Origin of the sequence: Actinomadura sp. 9N407 (assembly GCF_044326315.1) — a bacterium.
In the GTDB taxonomy this organism is placed as follows: Bacteria; Actinomycetota; Actinomycetes; order Streptosporangiales; family Streptosporangiaceae; genus Spirillospora.
Genome location: NZ_JBIRAW010000040.1, coordinates 26571 through 44459 on the forward strand (window position 1 = coordinate 26571; position 17889 = coordinate 44459).

The 17889-nt window shown below is 73.4% G+C and carries 13 protein-coding genes; 7 read left to right on the top strand and 6 right to left on the bottom strand.

All coding sequences use genetic code 11. The features are described from left to right. Nucleotides 1-105: 105 nt before the first annotated feature. Complete coding sequence (locus ACH34Q_RS40625) at nt 106-534, top strand: hypothetical protein (protein WP_395988525.1); 429 nt, start codon at nt 106-108, stop codon at nt 532-534. Nucleotides 535-776: 242 nt separating this feature from the next. On the opposite strand, the gene ACH34Q_RS40630 is transcribed toward ACH34Q_RS40625, so the two are convergent. The 3 genes from ACH34Q_RS40630 to ACH34Q_RS40640 all read right to left on the bottom strand — a co-directional run bounded on the left by ACH34Q_RS40630 (nt 777) and on the right by ACH34Q_RS40640 (nt 3606). Then, a complete protein-coding gene (locus ACH34Q_RS40630) occupies nt 777-1628 on the bottom strand; it encodes a patatin-like phospholipase family protein (protein WP_395988526.1) in 852 nt (283 codons plus the stop codon). A gap of 122 nt (nt 1629-1750) precedes the next feature. Then, a complete protein-coding gene (locus tag ACH34Q_RS40635; RefSeq protein ID WP_395988527.1) occupies nt 1751-2566 on the bottom strand; it encodes a TIGR03943 family putative permease subunit in 816 nt (271 codons plus the stop codon). After that, nucleotides 2563-3606 (bottom strand): permease, encoded by a 1044-nt coding sequence (locus ACH34Q_RS40640; protein WP_395988528.1) that lies wholly within the window; start codon nt 3604-3606, stop codon nt 2563-2565. The genes ACH34Q_RS40635 and ACH34Q_RS40640 overlap by 4 nt, the downstream gene beginning before the upstream one ends. A gap of 546 nt (nt 3607-4152) precedes the next feature. Between ACH34Q_RS40640 and ACH34Q_RS40645 the strand changes: the two genes are divergently transcribed. Together ACH34Q_RS40645 and ACH34Q_RS40650 are read left to right on the top strand one after the other, a co-directional pair. Further along, on the top strand, nt 4153-4803 hold the full coding sequence (locus tag ACH34Q_RS40645; RefSeq protein ID WP_395988529.1) for a hypothetical protein: 651 nt from the start codon (nt 4153-4155) through the stop codon (nt 4801-4803). Nucleotides 4804-5041: 238 nt separating this feature from the next. Beyond that, the gene (locus tag ACH34Q_RS40650) at nt 5042-6373 is read left to right on the top strand and encodes a lysine N(6)-hydroxylase/L-ornithine N(5)-oxygenase family protein (protein ID WP_395988530.1); all 1332 of its coding nucleotides are present in this window, start codon (nt 5042-5044) and stop codon (nt 6371-6373) included. A 12-nt stretch (nt 6374-6385) separates the two neighbouring features. Here the strand turns inward: ACH34Q_RS40650 and ACH34Q_RS40655 are convergent, their stop codons facing one another. From ACH34Q_RS40655 to ACH34Q_RS40665, 3 genes are all read right to left on the bottom strand, one after another. Then, nucleotides 6386-7159 (bottom strand): IclR family transcriptional regulator, encoded by a 774-nt coding sequence (locus tag ACH34Q_RS40655; protein WP_395988531.1) that lies wholly within the window; start codon nt 7157-7159, stop codon nt 6386-6388. A gap of 53 nt (nt 7160-7212) precedes the next feature. Beyond that, nucleotides 7213-8886, bottom strand: coding sequence for a thiamine pyrophosphate-binding protein (locus ACH34Q_RS40660; RefSeq protein ID WP_395988532.1), 1674 nt, complete (start codon nt 8884-8886; stop codon nt 7213-7215). Nucleotides 8887-8955: 69 nt separating this feature from the next. Continuing rightward, nucleotides 8956-9705 carry an SDR family NAD(P)-dependent oxidoreductase gene (locus ACH34Q_RS40665; RefSeq protein WP_395988533.1) on the bottom strand — a complete coding sequence of 250 codons (750 nt, stop codon included), beginning with the start codon at nt 9703-9705 and terminating at the stop codon, nt 8956-8958. 143 nt (nt 9706-9848) lie between these two features. On the opposite strand from ACH34Q_RS40665, the gene ACH34Q_RS40670 reads away from it, so the two are divergent. The 4 genes from ACH34Q_RS40670 to ACH34Q_RS40685 all read left to right on the top strand — a co-directional run bounded on the left by ACH34Q_RS40670 (nt 9849) and on the right by ACH34Q_RS40685 (nt 17883). Continuing rightward, nucleotides 9849-10895, top strand: coding sequence for an ABC transporter permease (locus tag ACH34Q_RS40670; protein WP_395988534.1), 1047 nt, complete (start codon nt 9849-9851; stop codon nt 10893-10895). Further along, nucleotides 10892-11977 carry a sugar ABC transporter substrate-binding protein gene (locus ACH34Q_RS40675; protein ID WP_395988535.1) on the top strand — a complete coding sequence of 362 codons (1086 nt, stop codon included), beginning with the start codon at nt 10892-10894 and terminating at the stop codon, nt 11975-11977. The genes ACH34Q_RS40670 and ACH34Q_RS40675 overlap by 4 nt, the downstream gene beginning before the upstream one ends. Before the next feature lies 1 nt (nt 11978). Then, nucleotides 11979-13556 carry a sugar ABC transporter ATP-binding protein gene (locus tag ACH34Q_RS40680; protein ID WP_395988536.1) on the top strand — a complete coding sequence of 526 codons (1578 nt, stop codon included), beginning with the start codon at nt 11979-11981 and terminating at the stop codon, nt 13554-13556. A gap of 163 nt (nt 13557-13719) precedes the next feature. Next, on the top strand, nt 13720-17883 hold the full coding sequence (locus ACH34Q_RS40685; protein ID WP_395988537.1) for an SCO7613 C-terminal domain-containing membrane protein: 4164 nt from the start codon (nt 13720-13722) through the stop codon (nt 17881-17883). Nucleotides 17884-17889 lie beyond the last annotated feature (6 nt).

A 17889-nucleotide genomic window follows, 5' to 3' on the forward strand; every position in this document is an offset into this window, starting at 1 on the left:
AAAGCGATCATTGAGCATCTGCACGTGCATCGGCCCTTGCACATGCACGACATTCCTAGCAGGATTGCCCCGGACCCCCGCACGTGAACTCCCCCGGAGATCGCGATGAACGCACACTTGAGTGACAGTGACCGGCAGGCCCTGCGGCTTGCCCACGACCTCCGCGAAGAGATGCGGCAGGCCCTGCCACGGCAGGCCGCCGGACCTTCGGTCTCCCCGTTCGTCGATCCTTCGGGGCGGCCCGCCGTCCTGTTGAAGATGGACGAGGAGACGGCGCGCGCCATGATGGCGCTGCTCGTGGAGCGTCGCGAGCAGGCCCAGCGGTACCCCGAGGCGCGGCGCGCCGACGGTACCCATGTGCCACCGCCCCCCGAGCCCGCCATGGCGGCTCCGCCGCCACGGCACGTGCCGTACGCGCCGCATGCGACGCATGCGCCACACGTGCCGCATGTGACGGCGACCGACATGCCTGTGGCACCGATGACGGCGGGCGGTCCGCCAGGCCTGCTGCCCACCGTCTTCCCGCTGCACTGACCTGCTTGCCGCACTGACCTGTTCGCCGCATTGACCCTTCGGCAACAGCGATCCTCTGCAGCACCGATCCCTGCAGCACTGATAGTCCTGCAGTGCTGATCGTGCTGTGGCACGGTCCTTCCGCAGTGCTGATCGTCCTGCAGTGCCGCCCCTCCTGCGGCGCTGACGCGACCCCGGGCCCCGAAGTACGCGAGCTTGGGCCCGCCCGGCCGGCCCGCGATGACGAGGGCCCTGCCGGTCGGCTACGCGTCCTTCCAGACGGCGGTCACGGACTCGATCACCGACGGTGCCTGCACCCGCCCGGCGCGGGCGGCGGGGGCCCGGCGCGCCGGGTCCAGCGAGTTGCCGCCGAACGCCTCCCGGGCCGCCCGGTCCGGTGAGATCAGCGCGACCCGGACGCCCGCGCGGCGCAGCGCGGCCACCTGGCGGCCCACGCTCACCATCGGCCCGAACCCCGACGTCGTCGGAGCCAGCACCACCACGCCGCGGTGCCCCGCCGCCAGATCGGCGTTGGCGGCCGAGCGGAGCCCGCCGTCGACGTAGCGGCGGCCCCCGATGGTCACCGGAGGCCAGACGCACGGTACGGCGCAGCTCGCGGCGACCGCGTCCACCAGCGGTGTCCCTGCCGCGCGGTCGAAGACGGTGAACGCGCCGGTGGCCGCGTCCACGGCCGTGATCAGCAGCGGCCGTTCCGGCCACTCCCGGACCGGCAGCCGCGACTCGATCACGGCCCGCCGCTCGGCCTCGGGGACCGTGCGGGCGGCCAGGGCGAGCCGGCCGATCCGCGCCCCGAGCCGCTCGGGACTGCGCGAGCGTACGGCGGCCCAGCCCCAGCGGGCCACGACGGCGCGGCTCACGCGCGCGGGGATCTCGCCGTTGGCCCCGGCCAGCTGCGCCTGGTAGCGCACCTCGGGATCGATGCCCGAGGCCACCTGGGCGCCGACGATCGAACCCGCCGAGGTACCGACCACCAGATCGGCCGCGGCCAGATCGAGGCCCGCCTCGGCCAGCCCGGACAGGATGCCCCACTCCCAGGCGATCCCGGTGATCCCGCCACCGCCCAGGACCAGCGCCCGGCCGCCCTCCGCCGTCACGACGCCATCACGGCCATCACGCCCTCGATCCGTAGGGGTCTTCTCTTCTTGTGGGGCCCGCTGCTCGGGCCGGCCGTACGGGGCCTTCGGTCGCGTACGGGGCCTGCCGCGTACGCGGCCTTCTACTCGTACGGGGTCTTCGGCTTCTTGATCTTCGTGACCGACCGTCCCTGCAACTCGTGCAGGCCCGACACGGCAGGGCCGTTCGGGGGCCGCCAGGTGCCGACGACCCGTACCCAGGTGTCGGCGGGCGGCGGCTGCAGCCCGTGCACCAGCACGGGGAACGGCACCGCGTCACCCGCGCAGCAGGCCATCTTGAGCCGGGTCACCTGCCAGCCCTGGCCGCCGGGGCGCGGGGTCACGAAGCCGGTCAGCGCCACCGGCACGCCCTTGATGTACGGCGACTGCCCGGTCTGCGCCTCGAACGAGCGCCCGATGAACTCGCCCATGGTCATCTGGACCGGCGCGCCGTTCTGCGGAAGCGGCCCGAAGCCCTGCGCGGGCGGGGCGGGCGGCTGGGCCTGGCGGCCGGTGTCACGACCGGCGCTGTACGAGCCGAGCGCGGGCGGCGCCACGATGAAGATCGCCAGCACCGGTAGGCACATCAGCCAGGCCACCCGGGGCCCGCGCCCCCCGTGGTCGTGTCCGTGCCCCTGATCGTGCGCGCCGCCGTGCTCGTCGTGCCCGCCGGTCTCGCCGGGAACGGCGCAACAACCGTCCTGCGCGGTGGCGTGGGATCGGCCACTCTCGCCGGACGGAGTACGCCACTCGCGGCGCAGCCCGGCGGCGCCCAGGACCAGCAGCGCCACGGCCGCGGCGACCAGCAGGTAGCGGAAGCCGGGCTTGACGTAGTTGACGTACTCGCCGGAGCCGAGCGTGATCCAGAGCACGGCGGCACCGATCACGATCAGCAGCAGGTTCTGGGCGGCCTTGGTCACAGCAGCACTCCTCCGGCGATCGTGCTGATCACCACGGCGAGAACGAACGTCAGCGGGATGAAGCGGACCGCGAACCGGCGGCCGAAGAAGCCGGTCTGCAGCGCGATCAGCTTGAGGTCGACCATCGGGCCCACGACCAGGAACGCCAGCTTGGCCGTGGGGGAGAACTGGGTCAGGCTCGCGGCCACGAAGGCGTCGGCCTCCGAGCAGATCGACATCAGCACCGCCAGTACGGCCAGGACCAGGATCGAGGCCCAGGGGATCCCGGCGACGCCGTTCACCATCTCGGCGGGCACCGCCACGTTGATGGTGGCGGCGGCCACGCCGCCGACCACCAGGAAGCCGCCCGCGTGCATGATGTCGTGCCGCATGGCCTGCCGGAACGCCTCCCAGCGCGCGCCCGCGCCGGTGCCGGTCTCGGGCCTGGACGGGATCCTGATCCACTCGCTCCTGCCGAACAGCAGCCAGGCCCAGCCCGCCAGCACCGCCACGATCAGCGAGGCGGCGAACCGGCCGAGCACCATCTCCGGCGCGTCCGGGAAGGCGACGGCGGTGGCCACCAGCACGATCGGGTTGATCGCCGGAGCGGCCAGCAGGAAGGTCAGCGCGGCGGCGGGGGCGACCCCGCGGGCCATCAGCCCGCCGGCCACCGGGACCGAGGCGCACTCGCAGCCCGGCAGCACCGCGCCCATGGCGCCCGCGACCGGGACGGCGGCACCGGGCCTGCGGGGGAGCACCCGGTTCCAGAACGAGGGCGGCACGAAGGCGGTGATCGCGGCCGACAGCGCGACCCCGAACACCAGGAACGGCAGCGCCTGCACGCAGATCGCCACGAAGATCGTCGTCCACGCGTCCAGGGCCCGGGCGTCGATCAGGGGCGCCACCCAGGCACGGCCCGCGACGAGCGCGGCGGCCAGGGCGGCGAAACCCCAGGCGGCTCTGGTCCCCGCTCCCGCGGGCCGGGCGCCCCAGTCGGGTGGTGGAAGGAGGTCGTCGTCGTCGGCCGTACGCAGGCCGGCGGGATCGGTCATGCGGGCCATCGTTCCACAGCCCCTTGCCTCAGGGCGTTCCAGTGCGTGACCTGTTCATGGGGAATCCTTGGGACGGGCGGGGCGTTCAAACCCACGGGCACCACGAACAAAAAGATCTACCTCGCCGAAGGTAAAGAAATGTGTGATTTGCCCAAAGCGTGGTAATGGCGCATATACTCGACGCCAGGTCGGGGTCAAAGATCCGTTGACCTGGCCAACCGCATAGCCGTTGCCTTCCCGCCCGCCAGGCGGGGTCCTCTTTCGCCGAATCCCGGCCGTTCCATGCTACGGCCGCCCCGGACGGGCCCATGAGCCCCCGGTCGGCATATCTCCCGCAGATCACGTTCGCGTTCCGCGCGTGACCGATGTTCGGTCGCGCACAGTACCCGAACGGCGGTCCGCCATGTACGCGGGCCATCAGCCCACTGCGGGGTCCCCCCACGCGACGGCTTCTCCTCCCGGAGCTCGACTCTCGGGGCCGTTTCCCCAGCCTTAACGGGACTCCCCATGTCCCGGCGTGAAACGGCATCCCTGACCGCCGAATAAAGGACTTTCATGCAGAAGCGTGCGCTCAACCTTGCCATGACCGGCGTGACCGGTACCTGCCTGGCGGGCATGCTGGTGGCCGGCGTGGCCGCCGCCAGCGGCGATGACACCGCACAGCAGCAGAAGACACCGTCGCAGACGCCGATGGCGCAGCAGGACACCACGGAGCAGAAGAACGGCTCCCAGGCGCGCAGCCTGGCCGAGAAGGCGGGTGAGCCGGCCAACGAGTCGGCGAAGAAGAACATCGAGAAGAAGGCCGAGAAGAAGGTCCTCGTCTCCGGTAAGACGACCGCGTCGTACTTCTGGGACGACGGCTCGGGCGTCAATGGCGACACCGGCGCCCCCGCCGGTGGGAAGCCGATGCAGAAGGGCCTGTTCGCCAGCCCGAGCTGGCCCATGCACACCAAGGTGAAGGTGAGCGCCAACGGCCGCAGCATCACCGGTTTCGTGGGCGACCGCGGCCCGGGTGACCCTTCTCACAAGGGCGTCATGCTCGACCTGGACACCTACACGTTCCGGTACCTGCTGGACGGCGATAAGCCGAAGAGCAAGTACAACGCCGGGACCGGCGAGGGCCACATCAAGGGCCTCAAGTACGAGGTTCTCGAGTGGGGCAAGGGCAAGGGCGAGCGCGGCAAGCCGCAGCCTTTCGGTTCCTGAGGGGCGACAAAAGCGCGAGCCGCGTCACTTGGCGAACGGCGGGAACGCCCCGATGACTCCGGTCATCGGGGCGTTTCGCCGTTCCAGGACGGGGACTCCGCCGGTGCGCGGGGGGCCGGAGTGTGGCCTGGGTCGCTCTTGCGGGGTCGGGGGCGCCCGGCCGTTGACCCTGCTGATCAAGCGGTGCTTAGGTGGGGAGAGCTGTTGTTAGCTTAGCCTTACCTAAGAAGGAGCCCCCGTGTCCCAGCCGGGAGACCGACCGTACGACATCGTGGGCGTGGGCTTCGGCCCTGCCAACCTCGCCCTGGCCATCGCGCTGGAGGAGCACAACGTCCGGGCCGCCCCCGCCGACCGGCTGAGCGCCGTCTTCGTCGAGCGCCAGCCCGAGTTCGGCTGGCACCGGGGGATGCTCCTGGAGGGCGCGACCATGCAGGTGTCGTTCCTGAAGGACCTGGTCACGCTGCGGAACCCGGCGAGCGGCTTCACGTTCCTCTCCTACCTGAAGGAGCGGGGCCGGCTGGTGGACTTCATCAACCACAAGACCTTCTTCCCGGCCAGGACCGAGTTCCACGACTACCTCTCGTGGGCCGCGGGCGGGGTCGAGCACCTGGTCCGGTACGGCACCGAGGCCGTCGCCGTGGGCGCCGTGGAGGACGGCGGCGATGTGACTGGTTTCACGGTGACGGTCCGCGACCCCTCGGGCGTCGAGCGGGTGCTGCGCGCCCGCGACCTGGTGATCGGCGGCGGGCTGCGACCGTCGCTGCCCGAGGGCGTGCGGCCCTCGGAGCGGATCTGGCACAACAGCGATCTGCTCACCCGGCTGAAGGAGCACGAGGGGCCCGCGCCCGAGCGCTGGACCGTGATCGGGGCCGGGCAGAGCGCCGCCGAGGTGGCCGACCACCTGCACCGGGCCTATCCGGCCGCCGAGGTGTGCGCGATCTTCGCCCGGTACGGCTACAGCCCGGCCGACGACAGCCCGTTCGCCAACCGGATCTTCGACCCGGTGGCGGTCGACCACTTCTACGCGGCGCCCGACGAGGTGAAGGAGCGGCTGTTCGACTACCACCGGGGCACCAACTACTCGGTGGTGGACCTGGAGCTGATCGAGGAGCTGTACCGCCGCTCGTACCAGGAGAAGGTGCGCGGCCGCGAGCGGCTGCGGATCCTCAACACGTGCCGGGTGCTGGAGGTCCGCGAGATCGCCGGCGGCGTCCGGACGGCGTACGAGTTCCTGCCCACCGGCGAGCGGATCGAGCTGGACTCCGGCGTCGTGATCTGCGCCACCGGGTACCGCCCGTACGACGTCGCGGGCCTCCTCGGCCCGGCCGCCGGGCTGTGCGAGCGCGACGAGCGGGGCCGGATCCGGGTGGAGCGCGACTACCGCGTGACGACCGTTCCAGGCGTCAGGGCGGGGATCTACCTGCAGGGCGGCACCGAGCACACGCACGGCATCACCTCGTCGCTGCTGTCCAACGGCGCCGTCCGCGCGGGGGAGATCTTCGACTCCCTGCTGGTCCGGCGCTCCGAGCCGGCCGCGCCCGCGTCCCCCGAGACGGTCGCGGTCGGCTGATCGGGCCGCCCGCTAGCGCCGGGCGAGCTCGCGGGCCAGCTCGCGGGTGAGTGCGGAGGCGGCCGTGCGGACGGCGGGCGCGAGGCGTTCCAGGTCGAGCCGGTGGGTGCTGCCCGTGATCGAGATGGCCGCGATCGGGCGCCCGTCCGGGCCGATGATCGGGGCGGCGATCGCGGAGACGCCCGCCTCGGACTCCTCCCGGTTGACCGCGTACCCGCGGTCGACCGTACGGGCCAGCTCGCGCCGCAGCAGCCCCGGCATGATGATCGTGTGCGGGGTGTAGCGGGCCGGCCCGGCCGCCAGCACCCGGTCCAGGGTGTCCGGCGGCCCCAGGGCCAGGAACAGCTTGCCGGTCGCGGTGCAATATGCCGGCAGCCGCCCGCCGACCCGCGAGACGATCGGCATCGAGCGGCGGCCGCTGACCTTCTCCAGGAAGAGGGTGTCGGTCCCGTCCGGCACCGCCAGATGGATGTTCTCGTGCGTCGCCTCGTACAGGTCCTCCAGGTAGGGCAGCGCGGCCTCGCGGAGCCCGCGCGGCGTGGGCGCGCGCTGGCCCAGCACGAACAGCCGGATGCTGAGCCGGTAGCCGGACCCGGTCCGCTCGACACCGCCCCAGCGCACCAGCTCGGCGATCAGGCGGTAGGCGGTCGGCTTGGGCAGGCCGGTGCGGCGGGCCAGTTCGGTCAGGGTGAGCTCGGCGTCGGCCGAGCCGAACGCGTCCAGCAGCCGCAGTCCCCGCGCCAGCACGGATTTGGGCGGCTCGCCGGCCGGGGGCAGGAGGTCCATGGCTCGATGGTCACCGCGGGCCGGTCTTCGGGCAAGGCTCCGCACGTCCGGGCTCACGGCCCGGCGTCCCGGCCGGACGAGCGCCCGGAGGGGTGGCCGCCGACCGGGACCTCGATGAGCAGCGGAGCCTCCAGATCCTTCACCGAGGCGACCGCGTCCCGCAGTTCGGCCGCCGAGCCCGCGCGCAGCGCGCCGATGCCGAACAGCCGGGCGGCGCTCGCCCAGTCCAGCTCGGGCGGAGCGAGGTCGAGCCCGACGTAGCGGCCGTGCTCGGCGGACGGGCCGCCGCCCTCGTCCAGGGTGTCCTTCAGCGTCCGGTACTCGCCGTTGTTCATGACCACGAACGCCACCGGTACCTGGTGGCGGGCCGCGCTCCACAGCCCTTGCAGGCCGAACATCGCGCATCCGTCGCCCAGCACGGCCACCACGGGACGGCCCGGGTCGCCCATCCGGTGGCCGATCGCCGCGCCGATGCCCCAGCCGAGCCCGCCGCCGACCGTGTGCACGTACGAGCCGGGCAGGTCCTGGCGCAGCACCGAGCGCAGCCGCATCCCGACCGTGATCGCCTCCTCCACCACGACGGCGCCGTCGGGGAGCCCGGCCGCCACGGCATGCGCGGCGGCCAGCGGATCCAGCGGTACGGCGTCGTAGGCCGCCCGGGCGCGGGCCTCGACGGCGGCGCGCTCGCGGCCGTGCTCGGCGGCGGCGGCCTCGGTACGCGCGCGTGCCTGCGGGACGCGGCCGTTCAGCCGGACGGCCAGGGCGCGCAGCGTGCCGCCGAGATCGCCGGTCAGCCCGAGCCGTACCGCGAAGTTGCGGCCGATCTCCGCCGGATCCTCGTCCAGCTGGACGATCGGCAGGCCGTCGGGGACGGCCGCGCCCGCCGTGTAGTGGTGCGGCATGAACGCGTGGCAGCCGACGATCAGCGCGGCGTCGTACCGGGCCAGGATCTCCCTGATCAGCGCGTTGCGGGGCGGCAGCATGCCCGCGTGGAGAGGGTGCCCGCCGGGGAAGTCGACGCCGTCGTTCATCGGCTGGTGGTGCACGATGGCGCCGAGCCGCTCGGCCACCGCGACCAGGTCGCCGACGGCCCCCGCCCGCCCCACGCCGTCCCCGGCGATCACCACGGGACGCCCGGCCGCCGCGAGGAGGTCGGCGGCCGCCGCGATCCCGCCGGCCGCCGGGCCGGGCGCGGCGAGGGGCGAGCGGCCGGGGACGATCACCTGTCCCCGCTCTTCGAGCAGGTCCATCGGCACCGAGACCAGCACCGGCCCGGCGGGCGGCCGGACCGCCGCCGCGAACGCCCGCCGCAGCACGATCGGCAGGTCGCGGGCGTGCTGGACCTCAACCGCCCCCTTGGTGGCGGCCGCGGCCAGCCCGACCAGGTCGCCGGACAGCATCGGGTCCTGGATCAGGTGCCGGCGGTCCTGCTGGCCCGCCACGATCACCAGCGGGGTCCGCGAGCGCATCGCGTTGAGCATCCCGATCAGGCCGTTGGCCACGCCCGCCGCCACGTGCAGGCTGACGAACGCCGGGCGGCGGGTGGCGCGGGCGTACCCGTCGGCCATCGCCACCACCGAGCCCTCCTGGAGCCCGAGCACGTACTCCAGGTCGTCCGCCTCCGCCAGCGCGTCGATCAGCGGCAGTTCGGTGGTGCCCGGGTTGCCGAACACCCGGGTCACACCCTCGCCGCGGACGATCTCCAGCAGCGCCTCGATCGGCCTCATGGATCTCCCTCGGTGCTCGGTGGCCCCGTGTTCGCTGACCCTGTGCTCGGTGGCTCGGTGTTCGGTCGCTCAGTGCTTGGCGGATCCGCCGTCGACGTTGATGGTCTGGCCGGTCAGGAACCCGCTGCCCTCGTCGCACACGTACAGCAGGGTGGAGACCAGGTCGGCCGGTTCCTCGACGGCCGGGACGTCCTGCAGGGCGCGGACCCGCTCGAACCCGCCGTCGGCGCCGGTCGTCCGGGCCGCGGTGGCGGTACGGGTCAGGCCCGGCGCGATCGCGTTGACGGTGATCCCGTACGGGCCGACGGCGCTCGCCAGAGCCCGGGTGAAGCCCACCAGCCCCGCCTTGGACGCGGTGTAGGCGACCAGGTCGGGCGGGCCCAGGAAGATCACGGCGGAGACGATGTTGACCACCCGGCCCCACCCGGCCGCCTTCAGATGCGCCAGCGCGGCCCGGGTGACCAGGAACGGGCCGTCCAGGTTGACCCGCATGATCCGGCGCCATTCCTCGGGCTCGGTCTTCTCGAACGGGATCGGCGGGTAGATCCCGGCGTTGTTCACCACGATCTGCAGCCCGCCGTACCGGGCCGCGACCTCCTCGACGGCGGCGTCCACCTCGCCGGGATCGGCGACGTCGGCCCGTACCGGATGGAAGGGCGGGGAACCGTCGAGCCCGGCGACCCGTTCGGCCGTCTCGGACATGTCCGCCAGGTCCAGGCCCGCGACCCGGTGCCCGCGCGCCGCCAGGGCGACCGCGAACTCCTGGCCCAGCCCCCCGGCCGCACCCGTGACGAGCGCGACCCGCCGCGTCACGCTCATGGTGCGTCTCCCGCTCGCGCTCTGTCTCCCGCTCGCCTCATGTCTGGCAGCCTCGCCCTCGGCGGCGGAACCGACAAGGACGCGTTTTCACTGAGCGAAACGCGTTCCTTGTCGGGCGGCCGGGCGGGTTCCATGCTCACCGCATGTCGAGCCCATCGCCCCCATCGCCGGCCGCGCCGGCCTCCGCGAGCGAGAAGGACGCCAGGCCCGCCGCGCGCCCGCGGCTGCGCCGTTCGGTCCCGGACGAGGCCGGCGTCATCGGCGTGCTGGTCCTGCTGGTGGTCGGCGTCGGCCTGCTGCGGCCCGGCTTCCTGGACAGCGGCAACCTGCTGACCACCGCGCACAACTCGGTCTATGTCGGGCTGATGGCCTGCGGGATGGTGTTCGCGCTGGCGATGCGCGAGGTCGATCTGTCGGTCGGCGGCATGTACGCGATGGGCGTCGTGGTCGGCGCGCTGCTGATCCGCGAGGGGATGAACCCCTGGCTCGCGGCCGTCGCGGTGATGGCCCTGTCGGCCGGGTTCGGGGCGATGAACGGCGCGATCACCACGTACCTGCGGCTGCCGTCGTTCATCGTCACGCTGGCCACCTTGATGCTGCTGCGCGGGATCGGGCTCGCGGTGGCGGGCGGCAAGCAGATCGCCGAACTGCCGCAGGAGCACGCGTTCTTCCGGGTGCTCGGCGGCGGCGAACTGCTCGGCGTACCGAACGCGGTGTGGGTGTTCCTGGTGGCGGTCGTGGCGCTGACCGTGCTGTTCACCCGCACCCGCTTCGGGGCGCGGGTCCGCGCGATCGGGTCCAACCCGGAGGCGGCCGAGTTCGGCGGGCTGCCCATCGCCCGGACCCGGATCACGGCGCTGGCGCTGTCGGGCCTGATGGCCGGGCTGGCGGCGGTGCTGTCGCTGGCGTTCTTCATCGCCGGCGACCCGACGATCGGCCAGGGGTACGAGCTGACCGCGATCGCCGCCGCGATCATCGGCGGCACCCCGCTCGGCGGCGGTACCGGCTCGGTGCCGGGGGCGGCCGCCGGCACCCTCATCCTCGGCGTCGTCACCGCGGCGCTGGTGTTCTTCGAGGTCCCCATCAACTGGACGACCTTCGCGACCGGGGGCGTCATCCTCGTCGCCGTGGGCGCCGCGCCGCTGCTGCGCCGGGTCCGTGATCTGCGTTCCGCAGGGAGGAACCCATGACCGTCCGTCCCCGGCGTCCCCGGCCGCTGCTCGCCGCGGCCGCCGCGCTCGCCCTCGCCGCGGGGCTCGCCGTCTCGTGCGGCGACTCCGGCTCCGAGGGGACCGGCTCCGGCAAGCGGCTCAAGATGGGCATCGCCGTCGCCAACTACAGCCTGAACTTCGCCCGCGCGATGTACGAGGGCGCGACCGAGGCCGCCGCGCACGCCGGGAACGTGGACTTCAAGGTCGTCGGGCCGCCCAACACCGACGGGCCCGCCGAGCAGAAGCTGTTCCAGAGCCTCACCGTGACCCATCCGGACGGGATCGTGCTGGAGAACCTGGACCCGCCGATCTTCACCCGGCCCGCCGCGCAGGCGGTCGACAAGGGCATCCCGATCGTCGCGCTCGACACCGCGCCGACGGACGGCAGCAAGGTGACGTTCTATGTCGGCAACGACAACTACGAGCTGGGCGGCCTGCTCGCGGAGCAGACCGTCGAACGGCTCGGCGCGGACGCCAAGGGCACCGTCGTGATCGGCGTGCCCAATCCCGGGACGCCGGTCCTCGACAGCCGGGCCGCCGGGATCAAGGACACGCTCGGCAGGCTGGCGCCCGGGATCAAGGTCGTGGGCCCGTTCCAGACCTACAGCGACCCGGCGCAGAACTACGGTGCCTGGCAGTCGCAGGTCAACGCCAACCCCGGCGCGCTGGCGTTCCTCGGCGTGGGCGACGCCGACAGCTACAACCTGGCCCGGCTCAAGGAGCAGCGGAAGGGCGGGTACCTGACGGCGGGCTTCGACGTCGATCCCAAGACGCTGCAGGCCGTCAAGCGGGGGACCAATTTCGTCGCGATCGACCCGGAGCACTTCCTCAAGGGCTACCTGGCCACCGCGATCCTGATCAAGTCGGTCCGGGAGAGCGACGGCAGGCTGCCCGACGGGTGGTTCAAGACCCCCGGCTTCGTGATCGACGCCGGCAACATCGACGAGATCGTCCAGCGCGAGAAGAGCCCGAAGAGCGCGCACGCCTGGTACAAGCCGCAGCTGGACAGGCTGCTGGCCGACACCGCCGCGAGCCTCCGGCCGCTCAAGGAGGCCCGCTGAGATGCTGGTCGCCTCCGGCCTGGTCAAGCACTACGGCGGCGTCACCGCGCTGGACGGCGTCGGCATCACGCTCACCCCCGGCGAGGTGCACGCGGTGGTGGGGGAGAACGGCGCGGGCAAGTCCACCCTGGTGAAGATCATCTCAGGAGTGGTCCGCCCGGACGCCGGGACGATCGAGCTGGACGGCGCCCGGGTCCGCTTCCCCGGCGCGCGGCAGGCCGCCGCGGCCGGCGTGGCGATCGTCTCGCAGGAGCTGATGACCTACGACGACCTGACCGTGCTGGAGAACCTGTTCCCGTACGGCGCGCCCCGCCGCCGCGGCCTGGTCAGCCGGCGCGAGATGCACCGGCTCGCCGAGCCCGTGCTGGCCGAGCTGGGCCTGGACCCGCCGCCGGACGCGAGGGTCGGCACGCTCTCGCTCGCCGACCGGCAGCTGCTGGAGATCTGCCGCGCGCTGCTCCAGCACCCGCACGTGCTGATCCTGGACGAGCCGACCTCGGCGCTGCCCCGCGAGGCGGCCGCGCGGCTGGCCGCCACCACCCGGCGGCTGGCCGGGCGCGGCCTGGCGATCCTCTACATCTCGCATTTCCTGGAGGAGGTGATGCGGGTGGCCACCCGCGTGACCGTCCTGCGGGACGGCCGGGTGGTGCTGGCGGCCGTGCCCGATGTGGAGCTGGACGCCCTGGTCACCGCCATGATCGGGAGGCCGGTGGACGGCGCGGCCGGTTCCCGGCGCCGGGCCGGGGCCGGTGGCGGCGCGGCCACCGGCCTCGGCGCCGGCCCTGCCGACCTGAGCCCTGCCGACCTGAGCCCGGCCGCCCAGAGCACTGGCGGTCCGGAGGTCACGCTGCGCGGTGTGACCGTACCGGGCCGGCTCGAGGACGTCTCGCTCACGGCCGCCGGCGGCGAGATCGTCGGGCTGGCCGGCCTGCAGGGCGCCGGGCACCTGGCAGTCCTGGACGCCGTCTGCGGGCGGGCCAGGCCGTCCGCCGGTACCGTGCGGCTGCCCGACGGGACCTCGCCGCGCTCGCCGCGCCGGGCCGTCACCTCCGGCGTCGCCTATATCTCCGGCGACCGCAAGGGGCGCGGGCTGATGCTGGAGAGACCGCTCTGGGAGAACGTCACCGCCGTCAGCTGGCTCGGGCAGGGCGGGCTGGGCATGATGCCCGCCCGTTCCGCGCTGATCGAACGGTCCCGTACCGGACTGGAACGGCTGCGCGTACGCGGCGACGTCCGCGACCGCGCGGGCGCGCTGTCCGGGGGCAACCAGCAGAAGGCGGTACTGGCCAAGTGGCTGGACGCCGCGCCGTCCGTCCTGGCGCTGGACGACCCCACGCGCGGCGTCGACGTCGGGGCCCGCGGCGAGCTGCACGCCCTGGTCGGCGGCCTGGCCGCCGAGGGCAAGGTGGTGCTCATCGCCTCGACCGACCTGGCCGAGCTGGTCGACCTGTGCGACCGCGTCCTGGTCTTCCAGCACGGCCGGATCGTCGAGACCCTGACCGGCGACCGGCTCAGCGAGGCCGATCTCAGCATCGCCATGAACGCGGGCTTCGCCACCCGCCACCGACCTCCCCGCTGATCGCTCTGATCCCCCCGCCGATCTCCGCGCTGCTTGCCGGAAATGGACGACTTCGGCGCGCGTGAATTCCCGCTCATCGAACAGATATCGAATTGGTCAAATATGCCGTCATTGTCGCCTTGTCGCCGCTACAGTCCGGGACTCTGCTCCCGACCTTGGCGAGGTGGCGGCGATCGACGCCTGGGCCGTTCACGACGAGATCCGGCGGATCGACGCCGAACTGGTGCGGCTGGAGTCCACGCATGCGCAGCTGTCGGCTCGCAGGACCGAACTGATCGTCTACCTTCGCGATATCGAGCAGGCGGCGGCGATGGCCCGAGCCGCCGCCGGGCCTCCAGCGCCCGCCGCGCCCGCCGCCTGGCCCCGGCCTGAGCCCGCGCCGGCTCCGGCTCCGGCTCCGGCTCCGGCTCCGAAGGAGCCGAGACGGGACCTCTCCCGGCACGCGGTGCAGAACGTCCTGCTGCTTCTCGGCGGCCTGCTGCTCGGTATCGCGGCGATCGTCTTCACGGTGGTGAGCTGGGGGCACCTGAGCTTCCGGGCGGCGATCCTGGTGGCGGTCACGGCGGGCACGCTGGCCGCGCCCTGGCTTCTCGCACGGCGCCGCCTGCGGTCCACCGCCGAGACGGTCGCGTTCATCGGCCTGGTACTCCTGCCCTTGACGTACATGGCCGTCTCCAATGCCTTCGCCGGAAGGTCGGCGGCACCGGAGGAGATCGACCTGCCCGGGACGGGCGGTTCGGGGCTCTGGACCGCGGCCGCCATCGCGGCCGCGGTCGCGGGGGCCTGGGCCGGGTATGCGCGGATCGCGCCGCTGCGCCTGCCCGGCCCGACGGCCCTCGCGCTCGCCCAGGTGCCACTTCCGCTCGCCGCGATCGCCGGGCCGACGCCGGCCGGTATCGCGCTCGCCCTGATCCTCACGGCGGCGTTCGACCTGGTCTTCTGGCAGCGCGCCTCGGAGACGCCCGTGCGCGCGGTCGCCGCGGTCGCCGGAGGCCTGGCGGGTGTCGCGGGAACGGCGACGGCGCTCAGCGCCTCCTTCGTGGTGGACACGCCGATCGCCGCGCTGCGCGTCTCCGGGGTGCTCGTCCTGGCCGCCCTGCTCGCCGCGTCGAGCGCGTGGGCGACGAGGGACGGCTCGTTGCGCGCCTTCGTGGCAGGGGCGGCCGGAACGTGCGCCGTCGTCGCCTGTGCCACGCCCCTCGCAAAGGTCTTCCCTGATCCGGACTGGGGCGTCGCGGCGTACACAGTGTCCGCTTGCCTGGTGTTGCTGGGTGCCACCTGGCCACCAGAGCGGCTCCGCCCCGGGATCGCGGCGGCGGGCCTGGGCGCGTTGGCACTGACCGTCGTGTGGGTGGTCCCGGGTGTGCTCACCGCGGTCATCGTGCACCCCGACTGGAACGAGATGCCGTTCGCGTTCTGGGGCTGGCACGGTTCCCCCGCGACGCCCGTCGTGCTGGCAGCGGCGGCCTTCGTCGCTGCGGCGGTGCCCGCACGCACCACCCGTGCCTCCGCGCTGGTGTTCGTGACGCTGGCCGTGGCCGTTCTGCCGGCGGCCATGGACCTGTCGCGCGAAGCCGAAGTCGCGCTGCTACTCGCCCTGGCCGTGTCCCTGCTCGTACTCGCCGCCCGCGCCGGGACGACGCCGCTGGCGCCCGTCGCCACCGCCGCCGGGGCGTACATCGCCGTGTTCGCACTCTCCTGGGCAATGACCGGCGAGTCCACCTCCTTGATCGCTGCCGCGCTGCTGGCGGCGGCGTTCCTCGCACTCGCGGGCCCGGCCCGTACGGCGGTCGCGCAGGTCGTGATGGCGGTCGGCGCCGTGGTGATGACAGGCGTGCTCGTCCTGCTCGCCTGGAAGGCGTACGACTGGCCGCTGATCGCGTTGCCGTTCACTCTGCTGGGCATCCGCCTGCTGGCGGTGGTGGTGGCGCTGTCGCTCGGAGCCGCCTTGCAGCGCCGCCGTCCCGCGCAGGCGGTCGCGCTCGATATCTCCTCGGTCGTGGTGTCCCTGGGCGCGATCGGGTTCGGATGCGCGTTCGCGCTGTCCCGGTCGCAGGAGCAGTTCTGGCCGGGCGCGCTGGCGCTCCTCCTCGCCCTCACCGCGCTGCTGGCCGCCGCGACTGCTTGGTCGCGCAAGCGGGCCGGGCTTGTGGCCACTCCATCGATCGGGGAGTCCTATCTCTTCGCGGCCCTGGCGCCGCTGCCGCTGAGCGATGCCTTCTTCCCCGCGCTCTTCGGCCCGTACGGTTGGCTGGCCAAGGCGTGGGCGGGCGATCCCCAAAGCGCGCGCGGGGCGCTGTCGCCGGAGGCGGCCTGGACCGTAGAGCCCATGCTGATGCCGGTCCTGCTCCTGGCGGCGCTCGCGGTCGTGTGCGCGGCGGCGGTGCAGAAGGGCCGATGGGCTGCGCTCGGGGTGGCGCAAGTGGTCGTTCCGGTGGCCATCGCGCCGATACCGCTCGCCGCCGACCTTCCCTACTGGGCCGCGCTGGTGTTCTTGGTCGCACTGACGTCCGGCCTGGCGTTGTGGGCGGCCGTGCACCGTTCCGCCGCAGGCGGAGTGGCGCTGTGGACGGCGACGCTCGCGGTGTCGTGGTCGCTGGCCGACCAGACCGCCACGCTCGCCGTGCTCGCGGCCCTCGTGCTGGCAGCGGTGGTGTGCGCGCTCCGGGGCGGCGAGTCCCCGGTGGCGTCCGGAGCCTCGGCGGTTGCGGCCTTGGCCGTGGGCGCGGAGGGCGCGGCGGCGGCGCTGGCTGCCGATCTGCCCGCGCGGTACGCGGCGTTCGTCGTGCTCGCCATCGCCGCGCTGGCCGTACGAACGGGGACGCTGCTCCACGAGCGCCAACCCTGGATAGGCCAAGCACTCAACGCGGCGGCGCTCGTGCTGTGGTTCGGTGCCCTCGTCATGACCGGCGGCCATACGGACCAGCTCTCGCTCGTCGCGGCGATAGGCGGGCTGACAGCGGTCATGGCGGCGGCACGGTTGCGCGACGAGGCCCGCCGGCCGGTCCTTCTCTTCGCCTGGGCGATCGAGGGGTTCGCGCTGCTGCTGCATCTGCCCGAACTCGCGTACGCCGTACTGGAACCGTACGGCTGGGTCGGGCACACGTGGGGCGCGAGCCTTCCGACGATCGCCGACTCCGCAGCCCTGGTGGCGGTGACGGTGGCGGGGGTCGCCGTACTGACGGCCATCGCGAGCGCCCGCGTCCTGGGCGGTGCGCCTGCCGCCTCCCGCTCGGCCGTCATCGCGGTGCCCCTGGCAGTGCTGGTGCTGCCGTTGGCCGCCGAGCTTCCGTACGTGGCGGGCCTCGCCCTGGTGTGCGGGCTCGCCGTGGCGCTCGCCGTACGGGCCGCCCTATCGCGCCACATGGACGTCGTCTCGGCGGGCATGGCGGCGGTGCTGTCCGCGCATGCCGTCGCCTGGTCCCTGGCCGCGATCATCCCGACGCTCGCGGTCGCCGGCGGGCTCGCCGCGCTGGCGGCGGGATGCGCGCTCGCCGCGCGGCACGAGCCGATGCGTTCCGGGGCGGCGGCCGTCGCGGTCCTCGCCTCCGGCGGGCTCGCCGCGGCGGCTGCGCTCGCGGCCGGCCTGCGCGTCGAGGTCGCCGGTCTGGCCGTTCTCGCCGTCGCCGCGATGACCGCGCTCGCGGCCTGGGAGATCGGCCATCGGCGCCGCGAACCGGCACTCGCGGTCGAGTCCGCGGGGTACGCGGCCGCCGCGATCGGTGTCGCCTTGACGTGCGCGAGCGCCGCGTACGCGAGCATCGCGCTGGCATGCGCCGGGCTGCTCGCGCTGGCGATCGCGCTGCGCGCCGACCGGCGCCACGCGATGTGGGCGGGGGTGCTTCTGCTCCACCTGGCCCTGTGGCTCCGGCTCGGCGACGCCGGAGTGACCGCACCGGAGGCGTACACGACCTCGGTCACCGTCATCGGAGTCCTCGCCGGCTGGTGGCTGCGCCGCCACGACCACGTGGTCCCGTCCTGGACGGCCTACGGGCCCGCGCTCGCATTGACGCTCCTGCCCAGCCTCGTCATGGCCTGGAACGACGAGGGCCTGATCCGCCCGCTGCTGCTCGGCCTCGTCGCGTTCGGGACGACGCTCGCGGGAGCCTGGTACCGGCTGCAGGCACCGCTGGTGCTCGGCGGGGTCGTGCTCGTCCTGAACGCGGCGCACGAGCTGTCACCGGCCCTGGCCGATCTGGTCGGGAACGGGCCGCGCTGGCTGCCGATCGCGCTCACCGGGACGGCGCTGCTGTTCACCGGCGCCACGTACGAGCACCGCATGCGCGACCTGCGCCGTGTCCGCAGGTCGTTCGCGTCGATGAAGTAGCGCAGA

Excerpts from the sequence above, each read along its gene's own strand:
- ACH34Q_RS40645 (WP_395988529.1), top strand. The coding sequence starts at position 4,153 with ATGCAGAAGCGTGCGCTCAACCTTGCCATGACCGGCGTGACCGGTACC.
- ACH34Q_RS40640 (WP_395988528.1), bottom strand. The coding sequence starts at position 3,606 with ATGGCCCGCATGACCGATCCCGCCGGCCTGCGTACGGCCGACGACGAC.
- ACH34Q_RS40665 (WP_395988533.1), bottom strand. The coding sequence starts at position 9,705 with ATGAGCGTGACGCGGCGGGTCGCGCTCGTCACGGGTGCGGCCGGGGGG.
- ACH34Q_RS40680 (WP_395988536.1), top strand. The coding sequence starts at position 11,979 with ATGCTGGTCGCCTCCGGCCTGGTCAAGCACTACGGCGGCGTCACCGCG.
- ACH34Q_RS40675 (WP_395988535.1), top strand. The coding sequence starts at position 10,892 with ATGACCGTCCGTCCCCGGCGTCCCCGGCCGCTGCTCGCCGCGGCCGCC.
- ACH34Q_RS40655 (WP_395988531.1), bottom strand. The coding sequence starts at position 7,159 with ATGGACCTCCTGCCCCCGGCCGGCGAGCCGCCCAAATCCGTGCTGGCG.
- ACH34Q_RS40670 (WP_395988534.1), top strand. The coding sequence starts at position 9,849 with ATGTCGAGCCCATCGCCCCCATCGCCGGCCGCGCCGGCCTCCGCGAGC.
- ACH34Q_RS40625 (WP_395988525.1), top strand. The coding sequence starts at position 106 with ATGAACGCACACTTGAGTGACAGTGACCGGCAGGCCCTGCGGCTTGCC.
- ACH34Q_RS40660 (WP_395988532.1), bottom strand. The coding sequence starts at position 8,886 with ATGAGGCCGATCGAGGCGCTGCTGGAGATCGTCCGCGGCGAGGGTGTG.